The organism is Streptomyces sp. NPDC055400 (assembly GCF_053644375.1).
Window position 1 is genome coordinate 44,436 of sequence record NZ_JBSHLM010000020.1, and the last position, 25,771, is coordinate 70,206.

27 protein-coding genes are annotated in these 25,771 nt (G+C 69.1%); 20 read left to right on the plus strand and 7 right to left on the minus strand.

The features are described from left to right. Window positions 1-14 precede the first annotated feature (14 nt). The 3 genes from ACWIGU_RS39310 to ACWIGU_RS39320 are packed head-to-tail and all read right to left on the minus strand — an operon-like array spanning window position 15 to window position 3,003. Entirely contained in the window at window positions 15-863 is an 849-nt protein-coding gene (locus tag ACWIGU_RS39310) for a fumarylacetoacetate hydrolase family protein (RefSeq protein WP_454406597.1), read from the minus strand. Between the two features lie 12 nt (window positions 864-875). Beyond that, the gene (locus ACWIGU_RS39315; protein WP_454406598.1) at window positions 876-2,135 is read right to left on the minus strand and encodes an NAD(P)/FAD-dependent oxidoreductase; all 1,260 of its coding nucleotides are present in this window, start codon (window positions 2,133-2,135) and stop codon (window positions 876-878) included. Window positions 2,136-2,169: 34 nt separating this feature from the next. Further along, a complete protein-coding gene (locus ACWIGU_RS39320) occupies window positions 2,170-3,003 on the minus strand; it encodes an SDR family NAD(P)-dependent oxidoreductase (protein WP_454406599.1) in 834 nt (277 codons plus the stop codon). Between the two features lie 149 nt (window positions 3,004-3,152). Between ACWIGU_RS39320 and ACWIGU_RS39325 the strand changes: the two genes are divergently transcribed. From ACWIGU_RS39325 to ACWIGU_RS39335, 3 genes are read left to right on the plus strand one after another with little or no spacing between them, the layout of a single operon-like run. Then, complete coding sequence (locus tag ACWIGU_RS39325; RefSeq protein ID WP_454406600.1) at window positions 3,153-4,151, plus strand: fumarylacetoacetate hydrolase family protein; 999 nt, start codon at window positions 3,153-3,155, stop codon at window positions 4,149-4,151. Next, window positions 4,148-4,900, plus strand: a complete 753-nt coding sequence (locus ACWIGU_RS39330; protein ID WP_454406601.1) for an SDR family oxidoreductase — start codon at window positions 4,148-4,150, stop codon at window positions 4,898-4,900. Before ACWIGU_RS39325 ends, ACWIGU_RS39330 begins: the two co-directional genes overlap by 4 nt. 28 nt (window positions 4,901-4,928) lie before the next feature. Further along, a complete protein-coding gene (locus ACWIGU_RS39335; RefSeq protein ID WP_454406602.1) occupies window positions 4,929-6,146 on the plus strand; it encodes a CaiB/BaiF CoA transferase family protein in 1,218 nt (405 codons plus the stop codon). Window positions 6,147-6,212: 66 nt separating this feature from the next. Here ACWIGU_RS39335 and ACWIGU_RS39340 read toward each other — a convergent pair whose 3' ends face one another. Further along, entirely contained in the window at window positions 6,213-7,478 is a 1,266-nt protein-coding gene (locus ACWIGU_RS39340; RefSeq protein WP_454406603.1) for a cytochrome P450, read from the minus strand. 54 nt (window positions 7,479-7,532) lie between these two features. After that, a complete protein-coding gene (locus tag ACWIGU_RS39345; RefSeq protein WP_454406604.1) occupies window positions 7,533-9,017 on the minus strand; it encodes an aldehyde dehydrogenase family protein in 1,485 nt (494 codons plus the stop codon). Window positions 9,018-9,107: 90 nt separating this feature from the next. Here ACWIGU_RS39345 and ACWIGU_RS39350 point away from each other — a divergent pair, with 90 nt between their 5' ends. From ACWIGU_RS39350 to ACWIGU_RS39415, 14 genes are all read left to right on the plus strand, one after another. Next, the gene (locus tag ACWIGU_RS39350) at window positions 9,108-9,866 is read left to right on the plus strand and encodes an SDR family NAD(P)-dependent oxidoreductase (protein ID WP_454406605.1); all 759 of its coding nucleotides are present in this window, start codon (window positions 9,108-9,110) and stop codon (window positions 9,864-9,866) included. Between the two features lie 41 nt (window positions 9,867-9,907). Next, window positions 9,908-10,102, plus strand: a complete 195-nt coding sequence (locus ACWIGU_RS39355) for a ferredoxin (protein WP_454406606.1) — start codon at window positions 9,908-9,910, stop codon at window positions 10,100-10,102. After that, on the plus strand, window positions 10,099-10,560 hold the full coding sequence (locus ACWIGU_RS39360; RefSeq protein WP_454406607.1) for a Zn-ribbon domain-containing OB-fold protein: 462 nt from the start codon (window positions 10,099-10,101) through the stop codon (window positions 10,558-10,560). Before ACWIGU_RS39355 ends, ACWIGU_RS39360 begins: the two co-directional genes overlap by 4 nt. Next, window positions 10,553-11,731, plus strand: coding sequence for a thiolase C-terminal domain-containing protein (locus ACWIGU_RS39365; RefSeq protein WP_454406608.1), 1,179 nt, complete (start codon window positions 10,553-10,555; stop codon window positions 11,729-11,731). Before ACWIGU_RS39360 ends, ACWIGU_RS39365 begins: the two co-directional genes overlap by 8 nt. A gap of 41 nt (window positions 11,732-11,772) precedes the next feature. Next, a complete protein-coding gene (locus tag ACWIGU_RS39370) occupies window positions 11,773-12,804 on the plus strand; it encodes a Rieske 2Fe-2S domain-containing protein (protein ID WP_454406609.1) in 1,032 nt (343 codons plus the stop codon). A 39-nt stretch (window positions 12,805-12,843) separates the two neighbouring features. Further along, window positions 12,844-13,923, plus strand: a complete 1,080-nt coding sequence (locus ACWIGU_RS39375) for a hypothetical protein (RefSeq protein WP_454406611.1) — start codon at window positions 12,844-12,846, stop codon at window positions 13,921-13,923. A 206-nt stretch (window positions 13,924-14,129) separates the two neighbouring features. Further along, window positions 14,130-14,834 carry a TetR/AcrR family transcriptional regulator gene (locus ACWIGU_RS39380; protein ID WP_454406612.1) on the plus strand — a complete coding sequence of 235 codons (705 nt, stop codon included), beginning with the start codon at window positions 14,130-14,132 and terminating at the stop codon, window positions 14,832-14,834. Between the two features lie 42 nt (window positions 14,835-14,876). Then, entirely contained in the window at window positions 14,877-15,218 is a 342-nt protein-coding gene (locus tag ACWIGU_RS39385; RefSeq protein ID WP_454406613.1) for a hypothetical protein, read from the plus strand. Between the two features lie 21 nt (window positions 15,219-15,239). Further along, on the plus strand, window positions 15,240-16,643 hold the full coding sequence (locus ACWIGU_RS39390; protein WP_454406614.1) for a class I adenylate-forming enzyme family protein: 1,404 nt from the start codon (window positions 15,240-15,242) through the stop codon (window positions 16,641-16,643). A 72-nt stretch (window positions 16,644-16,715) separates the two neighbouring features. Continuing rightward, window positions 16,716-17,714: an amidohydrolase family protein gene (locus tag ACWIGU_RS39395; protein ID WP_454406615.1), complete on the plus strand. Its 999-nt coding sequence runs from the start codon at window positions 16,716-16,718 to the stop codon at window positions 17,712-17,714. Next, window positions 17,714-17,929 (plus strand): ferredoxin, encoded by a 216-nt coding sequence (locus ACWIGU_RS39400; protein WP_454406616.1) that lies wholly within the window; start codon window positions 17,714-17,716, stop codon window positions 17,927-17,929. The genes ACWIGU_RS39395 and ACWIGU_RS39400 overlap by 1 nt, the downstream gene beginning before the upstream one ends. Window positions 17,930-17,950: 21 nt before the next feature. Further along, window positions 17,951-19,405, plus strand: a complete 1,455-nt coding sequence (locus ACWIGU_RS39405) for an aldehyde dehydrogenase family protein (protein ID WP_454406617.1) — start codon at window positions 17,951-17,953, stop codon at window positions 19,403-19,405. Window positions 19,406-19,407: 2 nt separating this feature from the next. Continuing rightward, complete coding sequence (locus ACWIGU_RS39410) at window positions 19,408-20,175, plus strand: crotonase/enoyl-CoA hydratase family protein (protein WP_454406791.1); 768 nt, start codon at window positions 19,408-19,410, stop codon at window positions 20,173-20,175. Between the two features lie 123 nt (window positions 20,176-20,298). Beyond that, window positions 20,299-21,273, plus strand: coding sequence for an NAD-dependent epimerase/dehydratase family protein (locus ACWIGU_RS39415; protein WP_454406618.1), 975 nt, complete (start codon window positions 20,299-20,301; stop codon window positions 21,271-21,273). An 82-nt stretch (window positions 21,274-21,355) separates the two neighbouring features. Here the strand turns inward: ACWIGU_RS39415 and ACWIGU_RS39420 are convergent, their stop codons facing one another. Both ACWIGU_RS39420 and ACWIGU_RS39425 read right to left on the minus strand, forming a co-directional pair. Further along, a complete protein-coding gene (locus tag ACWIGU_RS39420; RefSeq protein WP_454406619.1) occupies window positions 21,356-21,637 on the minus strand; it encodes a hypothetical protein in 282 nt (93 codons plus the stop codon). 152 nt (window positions 21,638-21,789) lie between these two features. Continuing rightward, the gene (locus ACWIGU_RS39425) at window positions 21,790-22,470 is read right to left on the minus strand and encodes a TetR/AcrR family transcriptional regulator (RefSeq protein ID WP_454406621.1); all 681 of its coding nucleotides are present in this window, start codon (window positions 22,468-22,470) and stop codon (window positions 21,790-21,792) included. A gap of 105 nt (window positions 22,471-22,575) precedes the next feature. Here ACWIGU_RS39425 and ACWIGU_RS39430 point away from each other — a divergent pair, with 105 nt between their 5' ends. The 3 genes from ACWIGU_RS39430 to ACWIGU_RS39440 all read left to right on the plus strand — a co-directional run bounded on the left by ACWIGU_RS39430 (window position 22,576) and on the right by ACWIGU_RS39440 (window position 25,668). Next, window positions 22,576-23,514: an NADP-dependent oxidoreductase gene (locus ACWIGU_RS39430; protein ID WP_454406622.1), complete on the plus strand. Its 939-nt coding sequence runs from the start codon at window positions 22,576-22,578 to the stop codon at window positions 23,512-23,514. 486 nt (window positions 23,515-24,000) lie between these two features. Further along, window positions 24,001-24,915 (plus strand): VOC family protein, encoded by a 915-nt coding sequence (locus ACWIGU_RS39435; protein WP_454406623.1) that lies wholly within the window; start codon window positions 24,001-24,003, stop codon window positions 24,913-24,915. A 105-nt stretch (window positions 24,916-25,020) separates the two neighbouring features. After that, the gene (locus ACWIGU_RS39440) at window positions 25,021-25,668 is read left to right on the plus strand and encodes an FMN-dependent NADH-azoreductase (protein ID WP_454406624.1); all 648 of its coding nucleotides are present in this window, start codon (window positions 25,021-25,023) and stop codon (window positions 25,666-25,668) included. Window positions 25,669-25,771: the final 103 nt, after the last annotated feature.

Consider the following 25,771-nt stretch of genomic DNA (forward strand, 5'->3'; position numbering starts at 1 on the left):
TGGATGTGGCGATGTCATGCGACGGCAGGCCGTGGGCCCACCGTGTTGCTCAGCGATCCGATCCCTTCGATCGTGACCCGCACGACCTGCCCCGGCTCGAGATAGCGCCCGCTCTCATGGGCCACGCCGGCTGTTGTGCCGGTGAACAAGATGTCACCGGAATGCATACTGCTGCGGGAGTCGGCATAGCTGAGGAGTTCGCCGACACCCCACACCATGCTGGATGTCCGGTCCTTCTGCCGGGGTGCGCCGTCCACGGTCAGCGCGATTTCCAGATCGGGGTGCTCGCCGCCGAACTCGTCACGTGTGACGATCCAGGGGCCCACCCCCGTCGTGCGGTCCAACGCCTTCGCCGAGAACATGTCCATCCCGGTAACGCCACCGCTGAACTGCAGGTCACGGGCGGAGACGTCGTTGCCGACGGTGTATCCGAGCACACCGTCGACGGCGGCAGAGCGGTCGGCGATGTGATCGGCGCCGACGACCACCACCAACTCGGCTTCATAGTCGAGCTGGGTGGTGAGCGCCGGATACGCGATCTCGTCGTCAGGGCCGATGATCGACTCATACGGCTTCAGGAAAGCGGCGGGCTGCTTCGGCATCTGCAGGCCGAGTCCGTCCACATGCTTGGCGTAGGTCGCTCCGGCGGCGACGATCTTCGCTCCGCGCTCGACGGGAGCCAGTAGGCGCAGACCATCCAGCGGACGGGCCGGCCCCGCCCACGCGGGCTCGCCGGCCAGGTCGGCGGTGAGGGCGGGAGCCCATTCGGTGAACCGTCCGGCAAGGGGGCGGGCGGTGGCCGCCTCCGTGTCCAGAATGGCCCAGAACGCCGCCTTCCCGTCGTGGCATCGGCCGATCTTCATGGCGGGACTCCTTCAAGGGGTTGCGGGTGCGGGTTCCGACTCGACGGTGAGGAGCGAGTCGAGGGGGCTGTCGTCGTCGGCGAGCAGGTCACGGCCCGGCCGACAGCCCTGCTGGATCAGTCGGCGGGCGATGCGGATCTCATCACCACGGTTCATACCGATGGCAGCGCGCAGCACGCCGTCGCGAAGGAGCAGAGCAGTGAAGCTGTCGCTGTCCGGGTCGCCCCGCAGCACCACATCGTCTTCCGGGACCGGCAGGCCGACGACCTGGAGGTTCAGGCCGTACTGATCGGACCAGGCCCAGGGCACCTCGCTGAAAGGCTGCTTCTTGCCCAGCATGTTGCGGGCTGCCGCGGCTCCCTGGTGCTGCGCGTTCTGCCAGTGCTCGAGTCGGACGCGGCAGCCGAGCAGCGGGTTGGGGTGATTGGCCACGTCCCCGGCGGCGAACACGTCCGGCGCGGACGTACGGCAGTACTCGTCCACCAGGATGCCGTCGTCGACAGCGATGCCTGCCGCCGCAGCGAGCTCGGTGTTGGGGCGGATGCCGATGGCCGCGACGACGGCGTCAGCCGGGCCGTCTGCGGGATACCGGCGACCGTCGGATCCGACCGCGCGCAGCCCGCCGCCCTCGCTGACGAGCTGGTCAATACTCGTCCCGGTCCGCAGTTCAACGCCCCGGTCGCGATGGATCCGTGCGTACAACAGGCCGAGCACGGGTGGCAGGGAACGGGTGAGTGGGAGCGGCGCGGCCTCCAGCACAGTGACGTCGGTGCCGACCGTTCGTGCGCTCGCGGCCAGTTCGGCTCCGAGGAAGCCGGCGCCGACGACCAGCAAGCGGCGGCCCCGGCCGAGCCGGTCCCGGATGGCCACCGCGTCCTCTGCGGTACGCAAGGCGTAGACGCCCGGCAGACCCTCGGTGCCGGGTAGCGTCCGGGGCCGCCCGCCGGTGGCGAGGAGCAGACGGTCATAGGACAGCGAGCCGGTGCCACCGTCCCAACTCACCGTGTGTGCGTTCGTGTCCAGCGCGGTGATACCGACCCCGCCGAGGTTTTCGATGTCCTTGGCCGCGTACCAGGATGTGGGCCGCAGAAACAGCCGATCCATGGGCAGTCGACCACTGATCACCTGCTTGGACAGGGGCGGCCGTGGGTAGGGCGCGCGGTCTTCGTCGCCGAGGATCACCACTCGGCCGCCGAACCCCTCGGCGCGCAGGGTGGCGGCGGCGGTGACGCCGGCCAGTCCGGCACCGACGATCACGTATGTCTCCCGCACGGGCGCACCTCCTCCAGCGATTGAACGGTTGGCCTCAATTTTGTTCACGGGTGTGCTGGCCCGCCGCGTCCATGAAGCGGCGCTCGTCCGCGTACGAAGCGATGTGAGAGGTGGCACCGCCGTCGACGGGGATGGTGCAGCCCGTGATGAAGGAAGCGCGGTCGGAGGCGAGGAAGCTCACCACCTCGGCGATGTCCTCGGGCGCGGCGAGTCGGGTCGTGAGGTGGTGGTCGAGCATCATCTCCTGCGCGGCGGCCGGCATGTTGGCCTTGAGTCCCTCGGTGGTCACCAGGCCGAGTGCCATCGCGACACTGCGGATGCCCTGCTTGCCGTACTGGGCGGCGATGTTGCGGGTCAGTCCGACGATCGCGGCCTTGGACGTGCCGTAGGCGGGCCGGGAGAGCTCCCCCAACAGGCCGGTTCCGGAGGTGGTGTTGATGATGACGCCACCGCCGTCGGCCAGCATCGCGGGGATGGCGTGCTTCGAGCCGAGCGCGTAGCCCCGCAGATTGACCCGCAGCACGCGGTCCCAGAGGTCCGGGTCGATGTCCGTGATCGCGGCGTCCTTGGCCATCACGTCTGGTGAGCTGAGGAAGGCGTTGTTGTGGAGTACGTCCAGGCGTCCGAACTCGCGCACCGCCGTGGCGACCATCGCCGCGACCTGGTCGTCCTCGGTGACGTCGACGGCCGCGGCTGCGGCACGCCCGCCTGAGGCCTGGATCTGTTTGGCGACCGCCTCCGCGCCGCTCGCGTTGATGTCGGCGACCACCACGGCGGCCCCCTCCCGGGCGAGCACGCTTGCGGTTGCTGCGCCCACTCCGGAGGCGCCGCCGGTCACGATCGCGACCTTGTTGTCCAGCTCAGCCATGCGTCCCACTCCTCTCAGGGCCGGGCACGATCCCGGCGGCCGACATGAGCTCGATGGGCATCTCCCTGTCCCGACGAGGCATGGACAGGGTATACGCACTGCACATAATCTGTCTCTGTTGTCGCATGCAATTCCTGGAGGTACGTGCTGTGCGTTACGCGACGTTCGAGGTGGACACCCCAGTGGGGCCGAGGCGCCGCATCGGCGCGGTGACGGCAGGCGGACACTTGCTGGACCTCAACCAGGGGTACGCGCAGGTGCTCGCCGACCGTGTCGACCGCTCCCGTGCCCGGATCCTCGCTGACGCCGTCGTACCTCCCGATCTCAGCGCCCTGCTGGCCGGGGGGCAGGTGAGCCAGGCCGCCGTCGCGCAGACAGTGGAGGCGATGGAGCCGGTGGCCGACGACCCCACGGCCCAGAGCGCGTTGGGCGGACGCCTCGTCTACGCCGAGGACGAAGTCAGGCTGCTGTCTCCACTACCGCGTCCCGCTTCGCTGCGCGACTGCTCGGCGTTCGAGCAGCACGTCAAGACCGCGACTCGTGGCAACGTGCCACCGGAGTGGTACGAGATGCCCGTCTACTACAAGGGCAACCCGGAGTCCGTCGTCGGCACCGGTACCGACATCGTCGTCCCGTCGGGCGTCGACCGGCTCGACTACGAGCTGGAGTACGCCGTCGTCATCGGCCGCTCGGGCTCGGACATCGCCGAGAAGGACGTGGCCGCGTACATCGCCGGCTACACCGTGTTCAACGACATCTCCGAACGCCGGGCCCAGTTCAAGGAGATGCGCACCGGGCTCGGTCCCGCGAAGGGCAAGGATACGGACGGTACCAACGTCCTCGGCCCGTACCTCGTCACCCCGGACGAGTGGGACCCCGACGCGCCGCACGCCATGATCGCGCGAGTGGCCGGGGAGGAGTGGAGCCGGGGTTCCACCGACACCATCCACTACTCCGTCGCGCAGATCGTCAGCCACCTCAGCCGTCGCGAGACCCTGCACGTCGGCGACGTGATCGGCACCGGCACGGTGGGCGGCGGCTGTGGACTGGAACTGCGTCGTTATCCGCAGTCCGGTGACCTCGTGGAGCTGGAGGTCGAGGGACTCGGCGTCATCGGCAACCGCTGGGTCGCGCAGGACGACGCGTGAGCCCGCTGGTCGGACGTACAGCCCTGGTCACCGGTGCGTCGCAAGGAGTCGGACTCGCCGTCGCCCGGGCGCTGGCCGCCGCGGGCGTGCGCGTCGGCCTGCTCGCACGACCCGGTCACGCACTCGACGAGGCGGCCAAGGAACTCGGCAAGGCCGGGCTCCCGCTGCCCGCCGACCTGTGCGACCCCGACGAGGTCCGCGCCGCCTTCGCCGCCGTGCGGCATGAGTTCGGTGGCCTGGACTACCTGGTCAACAATGCCGCCACCGCCCGCCCCCACCGCATCGAGGACCTAGCCGACGCCCAGCTGGGCCGGGAGGTCGGAACGAATCTGCTCGGCCCGCTCTACACCGTCCGTGAGGCCGTCCCGCTGCTGCGCCGGTCCGGCGTGGCGCACATCGTGAACCTCTCCTCGGAGTCCACCGCGGACCCGTACCCGTATTTGCTGGTGTACGCGGCCACCAAGTCCGCCCTGGAGACCCTCACCCGAGGGCTGGCGCACGAGCTTCGGCCCGACGGAATCCGCTGCACGCTGTTGCGTGTCGGGCAGACGGCGACCGGCTTCAAGAGTGACTGGGATCCCGGGCAGTTGGAGAAGGCGATGAACGCCTGGGAGGCGGGCGGATTCCTGGCACGTGTCTCGGGCGCGGCACCGCAGTCTCCGGAGCGTGTCGCCGAGGCACTGCTCTTCGTCCTGCAGCAGACCGGCGGCTCGGTCGTCGGGGAGCTGAGCGTACGGGCATACCCCTGACCGTGCGGGAACATCGATGGAGGTACCAATGACAGACGTGCTGGCGGGCGTGAAGGTGCTGGAGGTGGCCATGTGGACCTTCGTACCGTCTGCGGGAGCCGTTCTGGCCGAGTGGGGCGCCGATGTGATCAAGGTCGAGCACCCGGTGAGCGGTGATCCGCAGCGCGGGCTCATCAACTCGGGCTTTCTGCCGGAGGAGGAAGGTGGGCTGAACTACATGATGGAGGTTCCCAACCGGGGCAAGCGCAGTATCGGCATCGACCTGAAGAATCCCGAGGGCCGCGAGCTGCTCTACCGAATGGCCGCGGACTGCGATGTCTTCCTGACCAACTTCTTGCCCGACGCCCGCCGTTCGCTGGGTATCGAGGTGGAGGACATTCGCAAGCACAATCCCGACATCATCTATGTCCGTGGGTCGGGTCACGGCCAGCGGGGTGAGGATGCCGAGAAGGGGGGCTTCGACTCGTCGACCTACTGGGCACGCGGCGGCATCGGTTACACGGTCTCCCCGCCCGAATACGAGCATCCCGTCCGCATGCGCTCCGCCTTCGGAGACGTGATGGGCGGCATGTCGCTCGCGGGTGGCATCGCCGCAGCGCTCTTCCGCCGCGAGCGGACGGGAATCCCGTCCGTCGTCGACGTCTCCCTGCTCGGCGTGGCGCTGTGGAACATCTCGGTCGATGTGGCCTCCGCGAAGCTGCGGCCCGACGACGACGTCTTCCGCTATGACCCGGAGAACCTGATCAATCCGACGGTGGGCATCTACCGGACCAAGGACGGCCGGCACCTCAACTTCACCCTGCTGCAGTCCGACCGCTACTGGCGGGACTTCACCGATCGCCTGGGGCGCCCTGACCTCGCCGATGATCCACGCTTTGTCGACCATGCCGCAAGGGGCCGCAACTCGCGTGACTGCACACAGGAGCTGAAGACGGTCTTCGCCTCCCGCCGCCTGGACGAATGGCGCGCCGCGCTGGCGGACTTCGAAGGCGTCTGGGCGCCGTTGCAGACCCCGCTGGAGGTCCACGACGACCCGGCGATCACCGCCAACGGTCTGATTCGTGAGCTCGACACCACCAGCGGCCGCTCTCTCGCGGTCGCGTCCAATCCGGTGCAGTTCGACGGGCAGCCGCCCCGCACGTCCGGTGCACCGGATCACGGGCAGCACACCGAGGAACTCCTGCTGGAACTCGGGCTGACGTGGGAGCAGATCATCGCGTACAAGGACAGCGGCGCCATCAACTGAACGACAAGAAGGAGCATGAAGGAGGGGAGGCCGCTGCGGCCTCCCCTCCTTCATGGGCTGTGGCTGTCAGTCCCAGACCAGGGGCAGCGAGTCGACGCCCGCGACGTTGCCGCCGTGGGTGCTCACCCGGTGGCCGTCGAGCAGCCGGTAGTGAGGGATGCGGCGGTGCATGTGCTCGTGGATGATGCGCAGTTCGAGCCGGGCGAGGTGGGAGCCGACACAGCGGTGCGGCCCGGCGCCGAAGGCGAGCGTGCCTTTGGGGTTGCGGGCGAAGTCCACGGTGTTCGGGTTCTCGAAGACCTTGGGGTCGCGGTCGGCGGCACGGTTGACGATGACGACCGGGTCTCCCTTGCGGATCGTGGCGCCGCCCAGTTCGACGTCCTGAGTGGCGTTGCGGCCGGAGATGTTGAGGCCTTCCCAGCGCAGCAGTTCCTCCACGGCCTGGGGGATGATGCCCGGCTCGTTCACCAGCTGGTCGCGGTGGCCGGGGTTCTGGGCGAGGAAGGAGAACTGGAAGCTGATCGCGCCCTGCACGGTGTCGAGGCCGGCCAGGAAGAGGAGGAAGGCGTGGTCGAGGATTTCCTCGTCCTCGAGCTTCTGGCCGTCGATCTCGGAGTCGACGAGGACGCTGATGATGTCGTCCTCAGAGTGGCGCTTGCGTTCGGCCAGCAGCTCTGCCAGCCGCCCTCGGGCCGCGGCGCCCGCCTTGGCGCGGGACGCTCCGGACGGGTCCTTGTGCTGGCCGTGGAGGATCTCGTGGTTCCAGTCGCGGAAGTCGGTGGCCTCCTCCTGCGGTATGCCCAGCATGTCAACGAAGATCTTCGTCGGGAAGGGCTGAGCGAGCTCCGCGACGAGGTCGCACTCCCCGCGTTCGATGAACGTGTCGATCAGTTCGTCGCAGATGCGGCGGATCTTCGGCTCCATCGCGGTGATGCGCTTGGGCGCGAAGACGGGGGCGAGCAGCATGCGGTGTTTGGTGTGCAGCGGAGGGTCGACCTCCAGCGGCAGCAAGGGCCGCTTGTTGCCGAGGCCGTGCGGGACGCTGACCGAGGGCTGGGTGGCGAAGAGGTCGGCGTGCTGCCAGACGTAGCGGGCCTCGTCGAACCCGGTGACGGCCCAGAAGCCGCCGTAGTTGTCGCTGTGGGTGACGGGGCACTTGGCCTGCATCCGCTCGTAGACCGGATACGGATCCTGGCCGAAGGCCGGGTGGTGATGGTCGAAGTTCTCGGCGAAGTAGGCCACTTCGTCGGGCGTCAGGGGGCGCGGACCCGATTCCTGGTCCAGTGATGCCGGCCTGGTCTGCCCAGCTGATGCGGTGTCCCTCGTGGTCATGCTTCCCGGTCCTCTCAGTGGTGATATCGCCGATCTGTACGTGCCGGCGGCCCGTCATCCCGACGCGAGCCCCCACAGCACGGTCTTACTCACCAGGTACTGCTCAAGGCCGGCCTCGCCGAATTCGCGACCGATGCCGCTCTGCTTGTAACCGCCGTACGGCGCATGGGGATTGGTCCCCCCGCCTCCGCCGTTGACCGTGACCTGCCCGGTGCGGATCCGGCGGGCCGCCGCGTAGGCGCGCTGTGGATCGCCGCTCCACACCGCGCCGCTCAGGCCGAAGCGGGAGTCGTTGGCCACGGTGACGGCCTCGTCGTCGTCGGCCACCGCGATGACCGCGGCCACGGGCCCGAAGATCTCTTCCTGGGCGATGCGCATGGAGCTCTTCACTCCGGTGAACACGGTCGGCTCCAGGTAGAAGCCGCGCTCCGGGTGCGGCGGTCGGCCACCTCCGCAGGCCAGTACGGCGCCTTCGGCGACTCCGCCTCGTATGTGCGCTTCGACCCGCTCCCGCTGTGCGGCGCTGATCAGCGGGCCGAGATCCGTATCGGGGTCACGCGGGCCGCCGACACGCAGGGCGGAAACCTTGTCAAGGAGCAGGCGGACGGCCTCGTCGTGTCGGCTCTCGTGCACCACGAGGCGCGTCATGCAGCCGCAGCCCTGGCCGCTGTTGCGGGTGAACCCATAGGCGAAGTGCGCCACGGCCTGCTCCAGATCGGCGTCCTCCAGGATGACATCGGCGTTCTTGCCGCCGAGTTCCAGAGCGACGCGCTTGATGCCGGGGGCTGCCTGGGCGCTGATGGCCGCCCCGACGGGGACGGATCCGGTGAAACTGACGACATCGACCCCGGGGTGTCCCGTGAGCCGTTGTACGGCCTCGACATCACCTGTGGGAACGACATTGAGCACACCGGGCGGGAGTTCCGCCTCCTCGGCGGCCTCGGCAAGGAGCAGCGCGGACAGCGGAGTAGCGGGGGCGGGCTTGAGGACGACGGTGCAGCCTGCCGCGAGAGCGGGACCAACCTTGGAGAGGCTGGTGAAGAAGGGGTAGTTGAACGGGGTGATGGCGGCCACCACCCCGGCGGGCTCGCGCAGCACCACTCCCTGGCCGATCCCGGCGCCGAAGGTGGGCGGCAGCGGTGTGGAGAACGGGTAGGTCGCCGGTACCCGGTCGACCATGTCGGCGAGGTGATCCAGCGGGACGCTCACCTGCAGGCCGCGGGCGAGCCGGATCGGGGTGCCGACCTCGGTCATCACCAGGTCGACCGCCTCGTCCTGCCGTTCGACGAGCCGGTCGAGGAACCGCCGCAGCAGCAGGGCACGGTCCCGCGGCGAGGTGCGCCCCCACGGCCCTTCGTCGAAGGCGCGTCGGGCGGCGCGTACTGCCCGGTCGACGTCTTCCGTGGAGGCCTCGGAGACTACGGCGACGGTTTCCTCGGTGGCGGGGTTCACGACGGGCCGGGTTCTGACACCGGTGGCCAGTTCCCAGCGTCCGTCCACATAGGCATGTCGTGGTTGCAGCGGCTCCATGGCTCCCATATAAACAGAATCGACGAACTCTGTACATGTCGTTCACTGTCTCGTAGCGTGTTGCTGTCGGATGGGAACGCAGCGGAACCGAGGAGTGTCATGCAGCTGCAGGGCAAGGTCGCCGTCGTCACGGGAGCGGCACAGGGCATCGGGGCGGAGTACGCCCGAGGGCTAGCGGAGGCCGGCGCTGCGGTCACGGTCGCCGATGTGCAGTCTGGGCCGGGCGAGGAGGTGGCGGCGAGTCTCCGCAAGGACGGACACCGGGCGCTCTTCGTCCGCACCGACGTCTCCGACCTGGCCTCCGTCGAGGACATGGCCCGGCGCACCGCCGAGGAGTTCGGCGGCATCGACATCCTGGTCAACAACGCCATGATCTTCGCGGGCCTGCCCTTCGAGAGCATCGAGGACATGCCTGTCGAGCGCTTCGACCGCGTCTGGTCGGTCGGAGTCAAGGGCACATTCCTCGCCACCCGCGTCGTGCTGCCGTATCTGCGGGCGCGCGGCGGCGGTTCGGTGATCAACCAGGGCTCCACCGCCGCGTACCACAACAGCCCGAACCGGCTGCACTACAACGTGACCAAGCAGGCCGTCCACGGCATGACCAAGTCCCTTGCCAAGGAGTTGGGCAAGGACGGGGTGCGGGTGAACTGCATCGCGCCCGGCGCCATCGACACCGAGGCCACGCTGACGGGTGTGCCGGCGGACGTACTCACCCGGGCGGTGGCGGGCCAGGCCATCGGCCGCCAGCTGCACACCGGCGACATGGTCGGGGTGCTGCTCTTCCTCGCCGGTGATCAGAGCGCTGCCCTCACCGGGCAGACGCTCATCGCCGACGGCGGCGTCTGCTTCGTCGGCTGATGGCTGCCGCAGGCATACGAATCGAACAGGAAAGGCCCGCGATGCGCGTCATCGTCGATCGCACGAAGTGCCAGGGGCATGCACTGTGCAGCATGACAGACCCCGAGATGTTCCCGCTGGACGACCTTGGATACGCGGCCCTGGAGCCGACCGAGGTCGCCGAGGCCGACGAGGCCCGTGTGCGGCTCGTCGTCGCCGCCTGCCCCGAGCGGGCCTTGGCGGTGACCGAGTCATGACCGTCGCACCGGTACGCATCGCGGACGACGTACGTGCCCCGATGCCGCGGCTGTCGGCCGACACAGCGTTCTTCTGGCAGTCGGGAGTAGACGGGTTCCTGCGGATCCAGCGCTGCGCGGAATGCGGGCGGTACGCCCACCCGCCCACGCCGGAATGCCGCACCTGCGGGGCACTTGGCTCGGGTCCGGTTCCGGTGTCGGGACGAGCGACGATCTTCAGTTTCACAGTCAACCACCAGGCCTTTGTGCCGTGGCTGCAGCCGCCCTACGTCCTGGCCATCGTGGCCCTGGGCGAGCAGCCGGACGTCCATCTCACGACACGGTTGGTGGATGTCGCCCCGGAGGACGTGAGCATCGGAATGCGGGTCACGGCGGTCTTCGAGCGGCACGGCGAGGTGTACCTGCCGTTGTTCGCGCCGGCCGAAGGACCCGCGGGAGAGGCAGGAGCGGATGCCTGAGCAGACCGAGGACCGTGCACTCATCTCCGGCGTCGGGCAGTCCGAGGTCGGACGTCGGCTCGGCCGCTCCGACCTGGATCTCACACGGGAGGCCTGCCACCGCGCGCTGGCCGATGCCGGGCTGACTGCCGACGACGTTGACGGACTCGTAGCATGGCCGGGGGAGTGGCCGGCGGCCCCCGGCTTCTGCGGCCCGGCACTCGGCAGGGTGAAGGACGCACTGGGCCTGGAACTCGCCTGGCACGCCGGGGTGCAGGACGGCCCCAGCCAGCTGGCTGCCGTGATGTCCGCGGTCATGGCCGTGGCCAGTGGGTACGCCCGCCATGTGCTGGTCTACCGCACCACCTCCGAGTCGACCGGCCAGGCGGGCGGAGGCCGCAACACCACCAGCCCTGCGGATGTCACCGGGGTCACCGGTCTTCAGGAGTGGCTGCGCCCGTTCGGCGCCGTCACCGCCGCGCACTGGCTGGCCATGGTCGCCCAGCGGTATCTGCACGAAACCGGCGCCACCAAGGAGCAGGTCGGCGGGCTCGCCGTGTCCAGTCGCCGCTGGGCCGGGCTCAACCCGGCAGCCGTCTACCGGCAGCCGCTGACCATCGAGGACTACCTCGCCGCCCGGATGATCACCACCCCGCTGTGCCTCTACGACTGCGATGTGCCGGCCGACGGCTCGGTGGCGGTGATCGTGTCTGCCGCGGAAACGAAGGCGGACCTCCGGTCGCCGGTGCGGATCGAGGCGATGGGCGGTGCGCTCGGAGCGCGCCCGTTCTGGGACCAGTGGGCAGATCCGCTGGACCTGCCGCAGCGCGACGCCGCCCGCCATCTCTGGTCGCGAACCGAGCTGCGCCCCGGTGACGTCGACGTTGCGCAACTCTACGACGGCTTCTCCATCCTCGCCCTGCTGTGGCTGGAGGCAGCCGGATTCTGCGGCCCGGGGGAAGGTGCGGCGTTCGTCGCGGGCAGCAAAAGGATCGGACTGGGCGGGGAACTGCCGCTGAACACCGGCGGGGGGCAGTTGTCCGGCGGTCGGCTGCACGGCTACGGCCTGTTCCACGAGGCTGTGGCGCAGCTCCGCGGCGGTTTGGGCGAGCGTCAGGTCGCAGGCGCAGAGACGGCATTCGTGGGAGCCGGCGGCGGCCCACTCGGTGGGTGCTTCCTGCTCACACGCTGACAGCTTGTTCAGGAGTCGCGAACGGACACGGAGGTGGACCGGTGGAAGTACAGGAACACGTGAATGTGCCACGGGAGGACGGCCCGTCGTGGGCGCCCGCGGAGCGGCAGACGGACAGGGGATTCGGCCTGCCCGCCGGCTGGTGGCCGATCGGGTACGCGTCCGAGTTCGGCGGCAAGCCCCGGCCGGTGCGGCTCGGTGCCCAGCCGGTCGCCGTGTACCGAGACGGGGACGGCAAGGCCCGTGCCGTGCTGGACCGTTGCCCGCACCGGCGGCTGCCGTTGTCCATGGGCCGGGTGATCGACGAGGGTCTGCAGTGTGGCTACCACGGCTGGACGTTCAACGGCGCCGACGGCCAGTGCACGCTGATCCCCAACTTCAAACCGGGGGAGACCCCCTCGCCGCGGATCAAGGTGGCCGCGTTTCCGGTCGCGGAGGCCGAGGGGTTGGTGTTCCTGTGGACGGGCGCCGGTGCGCCCGCCCCCCGCTCCGATCTCGTTGTGCCGTCCGCCGGATCGGTGACGCCCGGCGGCGCGGTCGTGCGCGGCACGGCCCTGGCGCGCGCATCGTACGAGCGCATCTCGGAGGCGCTGCTGTTCAACCCGGGCGTCGCGCTGAACCTCGGCCCGCTGCTCGGCTCCGGCGATGAAGTGCTGGGCCCGGAGCATGACTTCGACGGCGAGGGTGATGTCGTCACGGTACGGCGCGACCGGCTCACGCTGGACCTGCCCCGGATCCAGACCTTCGAGGCCCCCCTCGGCGGGATCACGACCGTCACCGACATCGGAACCCGCGTGGCCACCGGTTTCACCACCGTGGTGGCCGATGTCCCGGGGGGAGGTTCCGTACGGGTACTGGCCGCGCTGACCCCGACGGGATCGCACCGCACGACCGTGCGCTGGCGGGTCCAGGCCCAGGGAGCCGCCGCTCGAGCCCTTCTCGCCGCCTGTCGGCCGTCGGTGGTCGGCAGGCGGCTGACCGGCCGTGCCGGACAACCACTGGAGGCCGCTGCGGATGCCGTGGAGACGGTCTTCGACCCCGCTCTCGATCAACTGCGCGCACTGCGTGCCTGAGCCCCCTACGGTATGGCCCCCGTTGTGAAAGGAAAGGCGATGACGACCACCGATCTATCCGCTGCCGCTTCCTCCGCTTCCTCGGCATCCGAGTCCGACGAGCTGCGAAAGAATCGTTCGGCATCGATCACCGCGGGCTTCCGCCCCGGAGCGTTCGCCTTGCGGGACGCATGGTTCCCCGTCCTGCAGACCGTGTTCATCGGGCGCCGCCCCCGGCTGCGGGTGATCCACGGACGCCCGATCTATCTGGCGCGCGAGAACGGCGTCCTGGTCGCGAGCGAGGACTCTCCCCGCGATCGCGACCGCGGTCGGCTGCGCGCCAGCGAGTTCACCGGAGGTACGGGCCGGTACCCGGTCGTCGAGCGATACGGCTACGCCTGGGTCTGGTACGGGGACCCGGCGAACGCGTCACCGGACCTCGTACCGCAGATCCCGCACCTGCCGGAAGCCGGCGGACTGCCCCACCACTTCCATCAGAACGTAGTCTTCGACTGCAGCTACGAGCTGATCTGCGAGAACCTGCTCGACCTCACCCACGCCGACTTCCTGCACTCCTGGCTGACCGGCGACCCGCTCTCGGAGCACGACGAGATCACGGTCGACTCCACATCCGAGACCGTCACCATGACCCGTACGGCCATCGGCCGCCCCACGCCGAAGATGCAGCGAGGACTGGCCAAGTCCGACACCCAGGACGCCTGCCTGGTCACGTTGGTGCATGTGCGCAGCGGGGTCTGTGTGCTGCACGGAGACTTCAATCCGGGCATATCGGTACGTATGCTGCACCCGGCCAATCCGGAGACTCCAGGGCGCACCCGCACACCGGTCATCTACAACGTCCAGCACACCACGAAGCTGGCCCGGAACCTTTTCCCGTTCAGCACGCACATCGTCGGCAGCCAGGACAACTGGGCCGTGCGCCCCCAGAACCCGCTCTATCTGGACCGCAGCACCGAAGAGAAGGACATGAACTCCCGGTTCGACGCCGCCGGCCTGCGGTTCCGCAAGGTTCACCAGGAACTCGTCGATCGGCAGCGGCGCGGCGACTACTCCTACCTGGCCGACGGTGACCCGGGGCGTGACGTCTCCGAGGAGATGAGGTTGAACAGCCGTCGGTGACATACGTGAGGTCCTGATGCAAGAATGCCGATGTAAATGGATTGACCCCTCCGTAACGCGAGCCTAGGCTCACTTCGGGACGTAACGTGCATAACGTCCCGCCCGTCCGGCAGTGTCGCCGTGCAGCTCAGCGTGTACCAGCACCTCGACATGCCGGGGGCGCGGCTTCATGTGCCGCGCCACGGTAGGCGAGGAGGAGCTGCGGCATGAGCGCGACCAGGGGCGGGTCACGGCAGGCCGACCGCAAGTTCGCAGCGGCGAACGCGAAGGCCGCGGGGCGAGAGACGGAGATGGTGCAGCGCATCCTTGCGGGTGCGCTTCTGGTGGCTGCCCACGACGGGGTCGAAGCGCTCTCGATGGCGACCGTCGCCGCCGCGGCCGGCGTGTCCCGAGGAACTGTCTACCGCTACTTCGGTACCCGGGACGTTCTGCTGGAGTGCATGAACGAGCGGGTGCGGCACCGCTGGGAGCGAGCCTTGTACGAGGCGGTGCAGGCCGAACCCGCAGTGGAACGCCGCGTGCACGTGGTGATGGCGAGTCTGCCGGGCATGGCGGAGGTGCTGCCCGATTCGCAGATGCTCTTCGACAACGACCCGGCGTACGTGCTGTCCCATCTCCAGCGCCGTTTCCCGGAGATCGTGCAGGTCGTCGCCCGCGCCCTGACCCCGGTTCTGGACTCGGCCGAAGCCGTGCGGACCAGGGTCATCAGCCGCCATGACGCGGCGGAACTCGCGCTGCGCATCGCCCTCGCCGACTTCCTTGTCCCTGGCGGCCGGGCGGGTTCGGTCGATCAACGCGTGGACGCTTTCTGGGTACTTGTCGGCGGCCGGGTGTGCGACGCCGACGACAGGGGTCCTGCCCACGAGGCGCCGACCCTGCTCCGGGCGCTTCCCGGGCTCGCACTTAAATGAGACCGCTTGAACAGATTTCGTAAAAGTTGTACCGTCCTGCTCATGGGTACTTCCGATACCGAATCCCTTGGTCCCCGCACGGCGTTCGCCGTAGGCGCACGACTGCGCAGCCCCTCGTCCGGCGTCGAGGTGGTGGTGGTCCGCCCCCCGGCGCAGCCCGTCTCCCTCACATGCGCGGACGCGACGCTGATCCCCCTGGAAAATGCCGCGTCGGCAGTCCCCGGCGCGGCTCCCGACAGCGAAGCGGTGCTGCTCGGCAAGCGCTACCACGACGAGGCGTCCGGGCTGGAGCTGCTGTGCACGAAGGGCGGTGGCGGACCACTGGCCGTCGACGGGCGGCCGCTGGGCATCAAGGCCGCCAAACCGCTGCCCTCGTCCGACTGAACCACCGTGGAGGTGAGCCGGGTGAGCATCGCCATGCTGCTCGAGCGGGCGGTTCGGGTTGCGCCGCACCGTGAGGTGCTGGGGCCTCAAGGGGCGGCACTCTCCCTTGCCGACCTGTGGCGCCGGTCCCTGACCGGTGCGGCGCTGGTGAAGGAGGAGGGCGCCGGTCCCGTCGTGTTCATCGGCCCCAGTGGCCCCGCCTTCGCGCTGGCACTCTGTGCGAGCGCCTTCGCGGGACGGCCTCTGCTGCCCCTGGACCCCAGGTGGGGCATGGCTCGACTGCGTGACATCCTGCGCAGGACCGGCCCGGCCCTCGTCATCGCGGACACGGCGGCCCGAGGCGCCCGCATGGTCTCGGCGCCCCGTGTCCTGACTGCGAGGGACTGGGTTGCCGCTACGGCAGCCCCACCGCCTCCCCACGCCGCGCCCGCCCCGGTCTCCCTGCACGCCGCTGCCTTGTTGCTGTGTTCCGACGACGGTGCAACGGTCTCCCTCAGCCACCAAGACCTGTGCCGGCCCGTGCTCGACGCGCCGGACTTTGTCCTCGCAGAGCCTGGCGAGGCAGCCCTGATCTGCCTGGAACCCCACCGGTTCACCAGCGTGACCGGACTGCTCGGAAGCCTCCGCGCGGGGCGTCGTCTGGTTCAGCTGCCCGGCTTCAGCCCCGAGGCATGGCTGGCGGCGATCGCCCGATGGAATGTCACGCACACCCTGGTGGCCCCCACCATGCTCGGCAGGATTGTCGAGCACCGGGAGAGGCGCACGCCCCTCCGGCGTGCGACGGCACCGAGGGTGATCGTGTACGACGGCGAGCCGTTGCCCGGATCCTTGCTGGAGCGGGCGCTTCGGGTCTTCCCTGAGACGGACTTCGTGCGCACCTATCTGCCGGATCCGGTCGAGCCGGTCGTCACCGTGCTCGAACCGGAAGCTCACCGTTTCGGAGGGGAGCGGATCAGCTCGATCGGCCGGCCGATGCCGGGGATCGACGTCGCAGTCCGCGACCCCTGTGGGCGGCCGTGCCCTCCGCGAGTGGACGGTGAGGTGTGGGTGAGACGCTCCGGGGCCGTCGGCGCGTCGGCCTGGGCGAGGCTCCCCGAACGGGGCTGGAAGGACGAGGCCGGCTACGTCTTCCTCAGTAACTGGGTGGATGTCCCTGCGGATCGGGCCCCACGCGCGTCCGACGCCGAGGTCGAGGCCCTGCTGCGCAGGCATCCCGACGTCGCCGACGCCGCTGTGACCTCGACGCCCGATGCCGGACGGGGGCGAAGGGTCACCGCTCGGGTGGTGGCGCGGCCTGGACGCGCGGTGGATGTGCTCGGCCTGCGTCTGTGGGCAAGTGCTTGGCTGCGGTCCCCGGGGACTCCGGCGTTCGTTGTCGCGGAAACCAATGGAACAGTATTGACGCACACTGTTCATTATGGCTAACTACTTTTGTACCCGCGGGTGTCAGTACACGGCGTACGGGGTCGCGTCCTGATCCGATTAAGGAGTCGCACCATGCTGCTCGACCTGCACGCGCACCAGCTCACCACCGAGATGTTCGACAAGCACCCCCACTGGGGGCCGTTCTGGGAGAGCGGCACCCTGCGGATCGGGGACTGGACCCTGGGGACTACCAGGCCCGAGGCGCCCACGATCGAACAGATATACGAGGAGCGCTGGACCCCGGAACTTCGGCTCGAGTCCTTCCGTAAGGCCGGTATCGACAAGGCCGTGCTGTCGATGCCGTTCCACATGGTCAACTACCACACCGAACCGGAGTTCGCGATCCGGTTCGCCCAGGAGGTCAACGACAGCCTGGCGGCGTACTGCGCCAACGACCCCGACGTACTCAAGTACTGGGCGCACGTGCCCGCTCAGGATCCCAAGGCCGCCGCAGCCGAACTGGAGCGTACGGTCACGCGGTTCGGGGCGTCCGGCATCAGCATGGGCGGCGCCAACTTCGGCGGCAAGGAGGTCTCCGACCCGTCCTTCCGGCCGCTGTGGGAGAAGCTCTGCGAGCTGGACGTGATGGTCTTCGTGCACGGCTACAACCAGTCGGTCACCTGGGGCAAGGACGCGGGCACGGATCCGTACGACACCACCTCGATCGTGGGGATGAACCACGATGAGACGCTGTTCTTCTGGCACCTGATCAACGGTGGAGTCCTCGACGACTTCCCGCAGCTCAAGATCTATGTCACCCACGGCGGCGGCTTCATCCCCTACCAGCTGGGGCGGTTCAACGAGACCAACAAGACCATGGCGCCCGACTCGAAGAACAAGAAGGACGTCATCGAGTACGCCTCGAACTTCTACTACGACCTGGACGTCCACCACCCGGCCATGCGACGGGCCGTCACCGACATCGTCGGCGTCGACCACTTGCTGTACGGCGACAACTTCTCCGGTTCCGACAGTCACGTCGGTGACCTGACGGACGGCTTCGGGCTGGCGGAGGAGGACCGGGAGAAGATCCGTAGCGGCAATGCCCTGCGGTTGCTCAAGAACATCTGATGAGCGCGGAGGCCGCGGAGATCCGTGTCGACCGGTCGAAGTGCTGTGGCTACGGCATCTGTGCCGAGATCGCCCCGCGCTTGTTCAGCCTGGACGACATGGGCTTTGCCCAAGCAGCACCCGGCGTGCTCTCCGGGTCCGCAGCCGAAGAGGCGGCCGAGGCTGCCGAGGCTTGCCCGGAGCGCGCCATCACCTTGTCCCATCGCACTGTCTGACGAAAAGTGAGGAACCCAGCCGTGCAACGTCGCCTGTACATCGACGGCAAGTGGTCCGAAGGGTCGGGGGACACGGCACTCGCCGTGATCAACCCGGCGACCGGCGCGCAACTCGCCGACGTACCGCAGGCGACGGTCGCGGACATCGACGACGCCGTGCTGGCGGCCCGGCGCGCGTTCGACGAAGGGCCGTGGGGGCGGACCACCCCTGCGGAGCGGGCCGTCGTTCTCCACAGGTTCGCTGACCTGCTGGCCGCCCGTAAGCCCGAGATCGTGGATCTCACCGTCGCCGAAGCGGGGTCACCCCGCAAACTCGCCGAGACGCTCCAAGTGCAGTCCCCACTCGACCACTTGGCGGACATGGTGGACCGGGTACTGGCCACCTTCCAGTTCAGCCGCCCGATGCCGCCCACCTTCGGTGCCGGCATCGGCCAGGGTGTGGTGCTGCGCGAGCCCGCCGGGGTGGTCGCGGCCATCACGCCGTTCAACTACCCCTTCCTCACCAACATGAGCAAGGTCGTGCCCGCGCTCGCCGCCGGCTGCACCATCGTGCTCAAGCCCTCGCCGTACACCCCCCTCGCGGCCCTGCTGATCGCCGAGATCGCCGAACAGGCCGAGATACCGCCGGGCGTGCTGAACGTCGTCACCGGAGACATCGCGGCCGGGGAGCGCCTCACCACGCACGCCGGAGTCGACGTCGTCACCTTCACCGGCTCGGACGCCGTAGGCGCCAAGATCATGGCCCAGGGTGCTCCGGGCATCAAGAAGGTCGTGCTGGAACTCGGCGGCAAGTCGGCCAACATCATCCTCGACGACGCCGACCTGGACCGCGCCGTACCGCATGCAGCCCTCGGCTTCACCCGTCACAGCGGCCAGGGTTGCGCCTGTCTGACCAGGGTGCTGGTGCACCGCAGCCGCTACCCGGAGACCGTGGAGCGCCTGTCCGTTGCGCTGGCCGGACTCAAGATCGGTGACCCCGACGATCCCGCCACCGACATGGGGCCCCTGATTCGGGAGGCCCAGCGCGAGCGGGTCGAGCGCTACGTGCGGATCGGGCAGGAGGACGGAGCACGGCTGGTGTACGGCGGCGGGCGGCCGACCGGCCTCGACTCGGGCTTCTTCCACGAACCCACGCTCTTCGCAGATGTACGCAACTCCATGCGCATCGCCCAGGAAGAGATCTTCGGCCCGGTAGGTGTGGTGATCCCCTTCGATGACGACACCGAGGCCGCAGCCATCGCCAACGACTCCGACTTCGGGCTGTCCGGCGCCGTCTGGGCGGCCGACCCGAAGCGTGCCTTCGCCGTCGCCCGGCAGGTGCGTACCGGCATGGTCGCGCTCAACGGAGGCGGTGGCGGGACCAACCCGCACGGCCCGTTCGGCGGGTACAAGCGCAGTGGCATCGGGCGCGAATTCGGCGAGGCGGGGCTCGAGGAGTACCTGGAGACCAAGGCCGTGCTGTGGGGCGTGCGGTGACCATGGCGCAGGAACAGGTCGCCGTCGAGCGCGACAACGGCGTCATGGTCATCACCATCGACCGCCCTGCCGTGCGCAACGCCATCGACTACGACACGGCGCAGGCCCTCTCGGCCGCGTTCGACGAGCTCGACGCCGCCCCGTCCCTGTACGTCGCCGTCCTCACCGGCGGTAGCGGAACGTTCAGCGCCGGAATGGACCTGAAGGCCTTCGCAGCCGGCGACAGGCTGCCCCGCAGCGAGCGCGGCTTCGCCGGGATCGTGTGGCAGCCGCCGCGTGCTCCGGTGATCGCCGCGGTCGAGGGTTTCGCCCTGGGCGGCGGCTTCGAGATCGTCCTGGCCTGCGATCTCGTCGTGGCTGCCCGGGACGCGGTCTTCGGACTGCCCGAGGTGCAGCGGGGCCAGTGCGCCTCGGGGGGCGGACTGCTCCGGCTGCCTCGCCGCATCCCCTACCACCGCGCGATGGAGCTCGTCCTCACCGGTGAACGGCTCGGCGCCGAGGCCGCGGAACGACTCGGCCTGGTCACCCGGCTGACGCCGCCCGGCGGCGCGCTGGCGGAGGCACGCAGCCTGGCCGAGCGCATCGCTGCCAACGGACCGCTGGCGGTTGCCGCTTCCAAGCGCGTCGTGGTCGAGTCGCAGGACTGGCCGTCCCACGAGGCGTTCGAGCGGCAGGCGGCGATCGTGGACCCGGTCCGGAATTCGGCCGACGCCCGGGAAGGAGCGCTGGCCTTCTCGGAGAAGCGGGATCCGGTCTGGCGGGGGGAGTAGGGCGACCTGGAGGGAGCCGCGTAGAGACCGATCCGGAGCCGCGCCTGATCCGTTCGATCTCAATCACTCAGGCGGATTATCCGGTCGTAAGGCCGAATTTCGATCAGAGGACGGGACGAGGCAGTGACGCTGACGGACAGGAAGATTCTCTTCACCGGAGCGACCGGCCAGGCGTTCCGGCCGGCTGCGGAGGCGTTGGCGCAGGACAACGAGGTCTGGTGTGCGGCGCGCTTCACCGATCCGGTGGTCAGAAGAGATCTGGAGTCCCTCGGTATCAGGACCGTCTCCTGGGCCATGGGTGCCGACAACGTCGACGGGGTGCCGTCGGACTTCACCCATGTCGTCCATGCCGCCCCGTACCGGGGGCAGCCCGACTCGGACACCGCGGCCCAGGCCAACGCGGTGGCGGCGGGCACTTTCATGCACCACTGCCGTGCGGCCGAGGCATTTGTCTTCGTCTCGGCGTTCGCCGTGTACAGGCAGCCGCCGACCCCGGACCACCTCATCGCCGAAAATGACCCGCTCGGCGGTCACGCCCCGTATGCGCCGACCTACCCGATCGGAAAACTGGCCGCCGAGGCCGCAGTCCGTGCGTTCGCCCGCGTTCTCGGCCTGCGCACCACCATTGCGCGCCTCAACGTCTGCTACGGCCCCACCGGTTGGGGTGGTGTTCCGGTCGAGTTCTTCGGCCGCATCCTTGCAGGCGAACCCATCTGGCTTCCGGAAGACGGATCCGACATCTGGTCCTCGCCCATCAGCACCGAGGACGTGACGATGTTCCTCCCTCGCCTGTGGGACGTGGCCTCGACGACGCCAGCCATCGTCAACCTGGCAGGCGACGACGCTCTCTCACTGCGGGAGTACTGCACCGCTCTCGCCCGACGAGCAGGGCTGGAGGTCGGCTTCGTCCCGAGCGCGGAGTCCCGGCAGTCGTTTGCCTCGGACAACACCAGGCGGCGGTCGCTGATCGGGGACTGCAAGGTCGGCTGGGAGGAGGGCATGCGGCGGGCCGTCGAAGCGCACTTTCCCGGTGCCTTCGACGGCACCCGCACGCCGTCCGCCGGGAAGACGGCAACGAACATCTGGGGCCAGCACTGAGGCGGCCCGGTAGCGGGCGTCCGATGTGACAACGCGGGTCACCGAGGTCCCAACCATGCATGACTGGTCCCGCCAGGAGCATTCAGGTAGTCCGGGGCAGGTCGGCGGCGGACTTGAGGATGCCGTCCAGGACGATCGCGACCTCCTTGCGGGGCTCGGAACGGCTGGCACGGTGCCGGGCGGTCAGGCTACGAGAGCCGAGTCCCGGCAGAGACACCGCCTTCACCCCGTCCAGTGGCATGCCGAGCACCGCAAGGGACGGCACCACCGCGACTCCAAGGCCCCCTGCGACCAGCGACAGGGCGACGTTGCAGTCGTAGTGGCTGTGGCCCTCCGTCACTTCGAACTTCGTCTGGGTCCTCATCGGAATCCAGGCACTCGTCGGCGCGCGCCGCAGCGTCGGCACGGCCACCAGCCGCGTGACGGCGTTCCTCTTGCGTCGCTGGCAATCGGAGCAGAGCCGGGCGCCCGGACATTCTGCGTGACCGGAGCGTCAGCACCGACGGCGGTCCGTGCTCAGCGGCGCGAGGCAGGATCCCGGGTCAGGCGGATCATGGCCCGGAACAGCGCCTTCGGGGTGGGAGCGGGCGGCAGCTCGCCGGCGTCGGCCGGGTCTGCGGCGTAGGCCTGAAGCATGTACGTGACGTGGCGCCGCCAGGTATCGGGCGCGGTGTCGTCGGTGGCGGCGATGATCGCGGCGTTGGCCATCAACAGGACGGGCAGGTCCTGGGGGGAGAAGTCGGGCCGCAGGCGGCCGGTGCCCTGGGCTCGCTTGATCAGTTCGAGCCAGCCCTCGTAGGCCTCTGCGCGCTTGGCCTCCAGGGCCTTGGCGGTGGGGAAAGTGAGGGTGAGCAGATCAGCGAAGCCGCGGTCGGCGGCCTGCATGGCGCAGATGCGCTCGATGTACGCGGCGAAGGCGTGCCACGGGTCGGGGTCGGCGAGGGCCTCGGTGATGGCGTCCGCGTAGGCGTCCATCCGGTCGGCGAAGACGGCTCCGATGAGGTCTTCGCGGGTGGGGAAGCGGCGGTAGAGGGTGGCGATGCCGACACCGGCCTGACGGGCGATCGCCGCCATCGGTACGTCGAGTCCCTGCTGGCAGAAGACCTGCCGGGCTGCCGCGAGCAGACGTTCGCGGTTGCGTTCGGCGTCCGTACGCAAGGGCTGCGGTGTGTCGTCGGAGGCTGTGGGCGGCGTCATGGCACCCATCCTAAGGCCAACTGGAATACCCCATCCAGTTCGCCTGTTATGGTGGTTCGACAGAAGCGGAAGACCGCATCCACTTAGTTCTTGAGGAGGCGCGCCATGCGTGCTCTGACCGTTCACTCCGTTCCCGCCACCCCCGTCATCGCCGAGGCGCCGGTGCCGCAGCTGGAGGCTGGTGAGCTGCTGGTGAAGGTCGCGGCGTCGTCGGTCAACGGCTTCGATGTCGCCGCGGCCGCTGGATACGTCCAGGAGATGCTGGAGCACCGCTTCCCGCTGGTGCTCGGCATGGACTTCGCCGGCACCGTCGAGGCGGTCGGCGAGGGTGTGACAGCGTTCACCGCCGGAGACGCGGTCTTTGGAGTCGCGGCCAAGCCGTTCCTGGGCGCCGGGTCGCTGGCCGAGTACGTCGCCGTGCCCGCCGGCTACGGCGTCGCGCGCATCCCGGAAGGCGTGTCCGCCACGGATGCCGGGGCGCTGGGCCTTGCCGGTGCTGCCGCCGTCGGCAGCCTGGACGCCGTCGACCCCAAGGAGGGGGAGACGGTGCTGATCGCCGGGGCGACCGGCGGGGTGGGCTCCATCGCCGTGCAGTACGCCACCGCGCGGGGCGCCCGCGTGATCGCCACCGCCAGGCCCGGTGCGGACGCCGACTTCGTCCGCTCGCTCGGCGGTGCGAACGTCCACGTCGTGGACTACACCGGTGACCTCGCCGCCCAGGTGACGGCCATCGCCCCTGCCGGGGTGCACGCCGCGATCCACCTGGCCGGCGACGGATCCGCCCTGGCCGACCTGGTGACGGCCGGCGGCCGGATCGCCTCCACGCTGGGCTTCGGTCCCGAGGCCGTCGAGGGCCGCGACCTCACCGCCTTTTCAGTGATGGCCGACGCCAACACCGCGACCCTGGAGCGCCTGGTGACTGACGTCGCCGCCGGTCGCCTGAGGGTGCCGGTCACCGCCACTTACCCGCTGGAGCAGGCGCCGCAGGCATTCGCCGACTTCGGCTCCGGCTCGCTCGGCAAGCTCGCGATCATTTCTGCGTGACGCGCCGCGTCGCCTTGCCTTCCACCTCCCCTGGCGGGTGGACTCAGCCTGACCGGAGTGCACCTCAGGTGAACGCCGCCCCGTGGATCGTCGGGGCGCTCTTCGCTGCCAGGTTCGCCGTCGCCTGACTGGTGAAGCACATCCGGTCGAAGGAGAAGCTGGCCAAGAGCCTGCCGCAGGCGGGGACCTCTCCTTCGGCGCTCTGCGATTTCACCACTGTGTGACGTCATCGACGCGCCCGAATCGCTCGGCGCGTTTGGCCAGCCTGATCTTGCTCGGCGCCACGGACATCGCCACGGCGCTGACCCCGTCGTCAGCCACCGGTGAGGCCGTCGTACGGGTCTCGCCGCAGTCACTCGCACGCGCCGCAATGACCCCGGTGCCTTCACCTTCAACGCGGTGCCGTGGGGGTGCCGCTTGTCCTTGCCGTACGCCATTCATTCTCGCTGTTGCCGCAGCTGCCCAACCCTGAACAGGAGTCACATCATGCAGATCCGCTCACTCGGCTACCTCGGTTTCGAGTCCCCCCAGTACAAGGAGTGGGAGACCTTCGGCCCGGAGGTCTTCGGCCTCGGCCTGGGCGAGCCCGGTGCCGACGGCACGGTCCGACTGCGGATGGACGACCGCCACCAGCGCATCGCCATCCACCCTGGCGATGAGGAGCGCCTTGCCTACGTCGGCTGGGAGCTGAAGGACAAGGCCGCTTTCCGGGCGGCCGTCAAGGAGCTGGAGGACAAGGGCTTCGCCCCGCGGCTGGGTACGCCGGAGGAGGCCGCCGAGCGTCAGGTTCAGGGACTCGCCCAGTTCAAGGACCCGTACGACTTCGTCCACGAGATCTTCTACGGTGCCACCTTCACGTCCGGGTCCTTCCTCCCGGGTAAGCCCATGACCGGCGACTTCGTCGCGGGCATCGACGGCGTCGGCCACGTCGTCTTTGTCGTGCCCGACATCACTCCCGAACTTGAGGACTTCGTCACCGGGGTGCTCGGCATGGAGTTGTTCGGGGACTGGACGGCCAAGTTGCCCGACGGACAGCAGACCGGCCCGCAGTTCTACCGCTGCAACCCGCGTACCCACTGCCTCGGCTATGTCGCGATACCCGGCATGCGGGGCGTCCAGCACATCGCGATCGAGTCCGACCACCTCGACGACGTCGGCCGGGCCTACGACCTCGTACAGGAACGTGGTCACGAGATCACCGTGACTCTTGGCCGTCACATGACCGACAACCTCGTCTCCTTCTACCTGCGCACACCCACCGGCTTCGACATGGAGTTCGGCGCGGGCGGCACGGTGCTCGACGAGAGCTTCGTCCAGGCCAACCCCTCCAACTCCGAAGCCTGGGGCCACAAGTTCGTCGCCAAGGGCTGGGCCCCGACCGTGAAGCCCATCGCCAACTGACCCGTCACTCTGCAGAGCCCAACGTGCTGGGGTTCCTCGCTCGTCCCCCGGCTGAGGAACGACGCCCAGTACGACGTTCCGCCTATCTTCCGAGAGGTATCAACCATGTCCTACCTGCTGCACATTGACTCCTCCGCCCTTGGCGCCGACTCGTACTCCCGCCGGGTTGCCCAGTCCTTCCGTGATGCCTGGAACGGCAGCGTGGTCCACCGCGATCTCGCCGCCACCCCAGTCCCGCACCTGACTGCGGCCGGCATATCCGCCCGTGTCACCGACCCGGCGCAGCACACCCCCGAAGAGGCCCGGGCCGTTGCGGTTCAGGAGGAACTCGTTGAGGAGTTCCTGGGCGCGAGCGCGTACCTGTTCACCGTGCCGATGTACAACTACTCGATGCCGTCCGCGTTCAAGGCCTGGATCGATCAGGTCCTGGTTATAGGCCGCACGCTGAACTTCGGCCCGGAGGGCCCCGCCTCGGCAGGCCGTCCGGCCGTGCTCGTTTCCGCTCGCGGCGGCGGCTACGGTCCCGGCACGCCGAACCACGGCAAGGACTTCGTCGTCCCGGCCCTGGAGACCATCCTCGGCGACCACCACGTCCTCGGACTCGACGTGCGCACCATAGTCCCGGAACTGACGTACGCGCCCGTCATGCCCGCCCTGGCGGAACTCCGCCCGCTCCACGAGGCGTCCCTGGCCGACGCGCACGAGCAGGCCCGACTCCAGGCCGGCAAGATCAGCGAACAGCTCGCCGTCTGAAAGGCGCCCCTCACGGGCATCCCGCGATACAAACGGATGCTGCGATCAGACCTTGGTCGCGGCTTTCGTCGTCCTCAACAGCGAGACAAGGCAGATGTCCGGT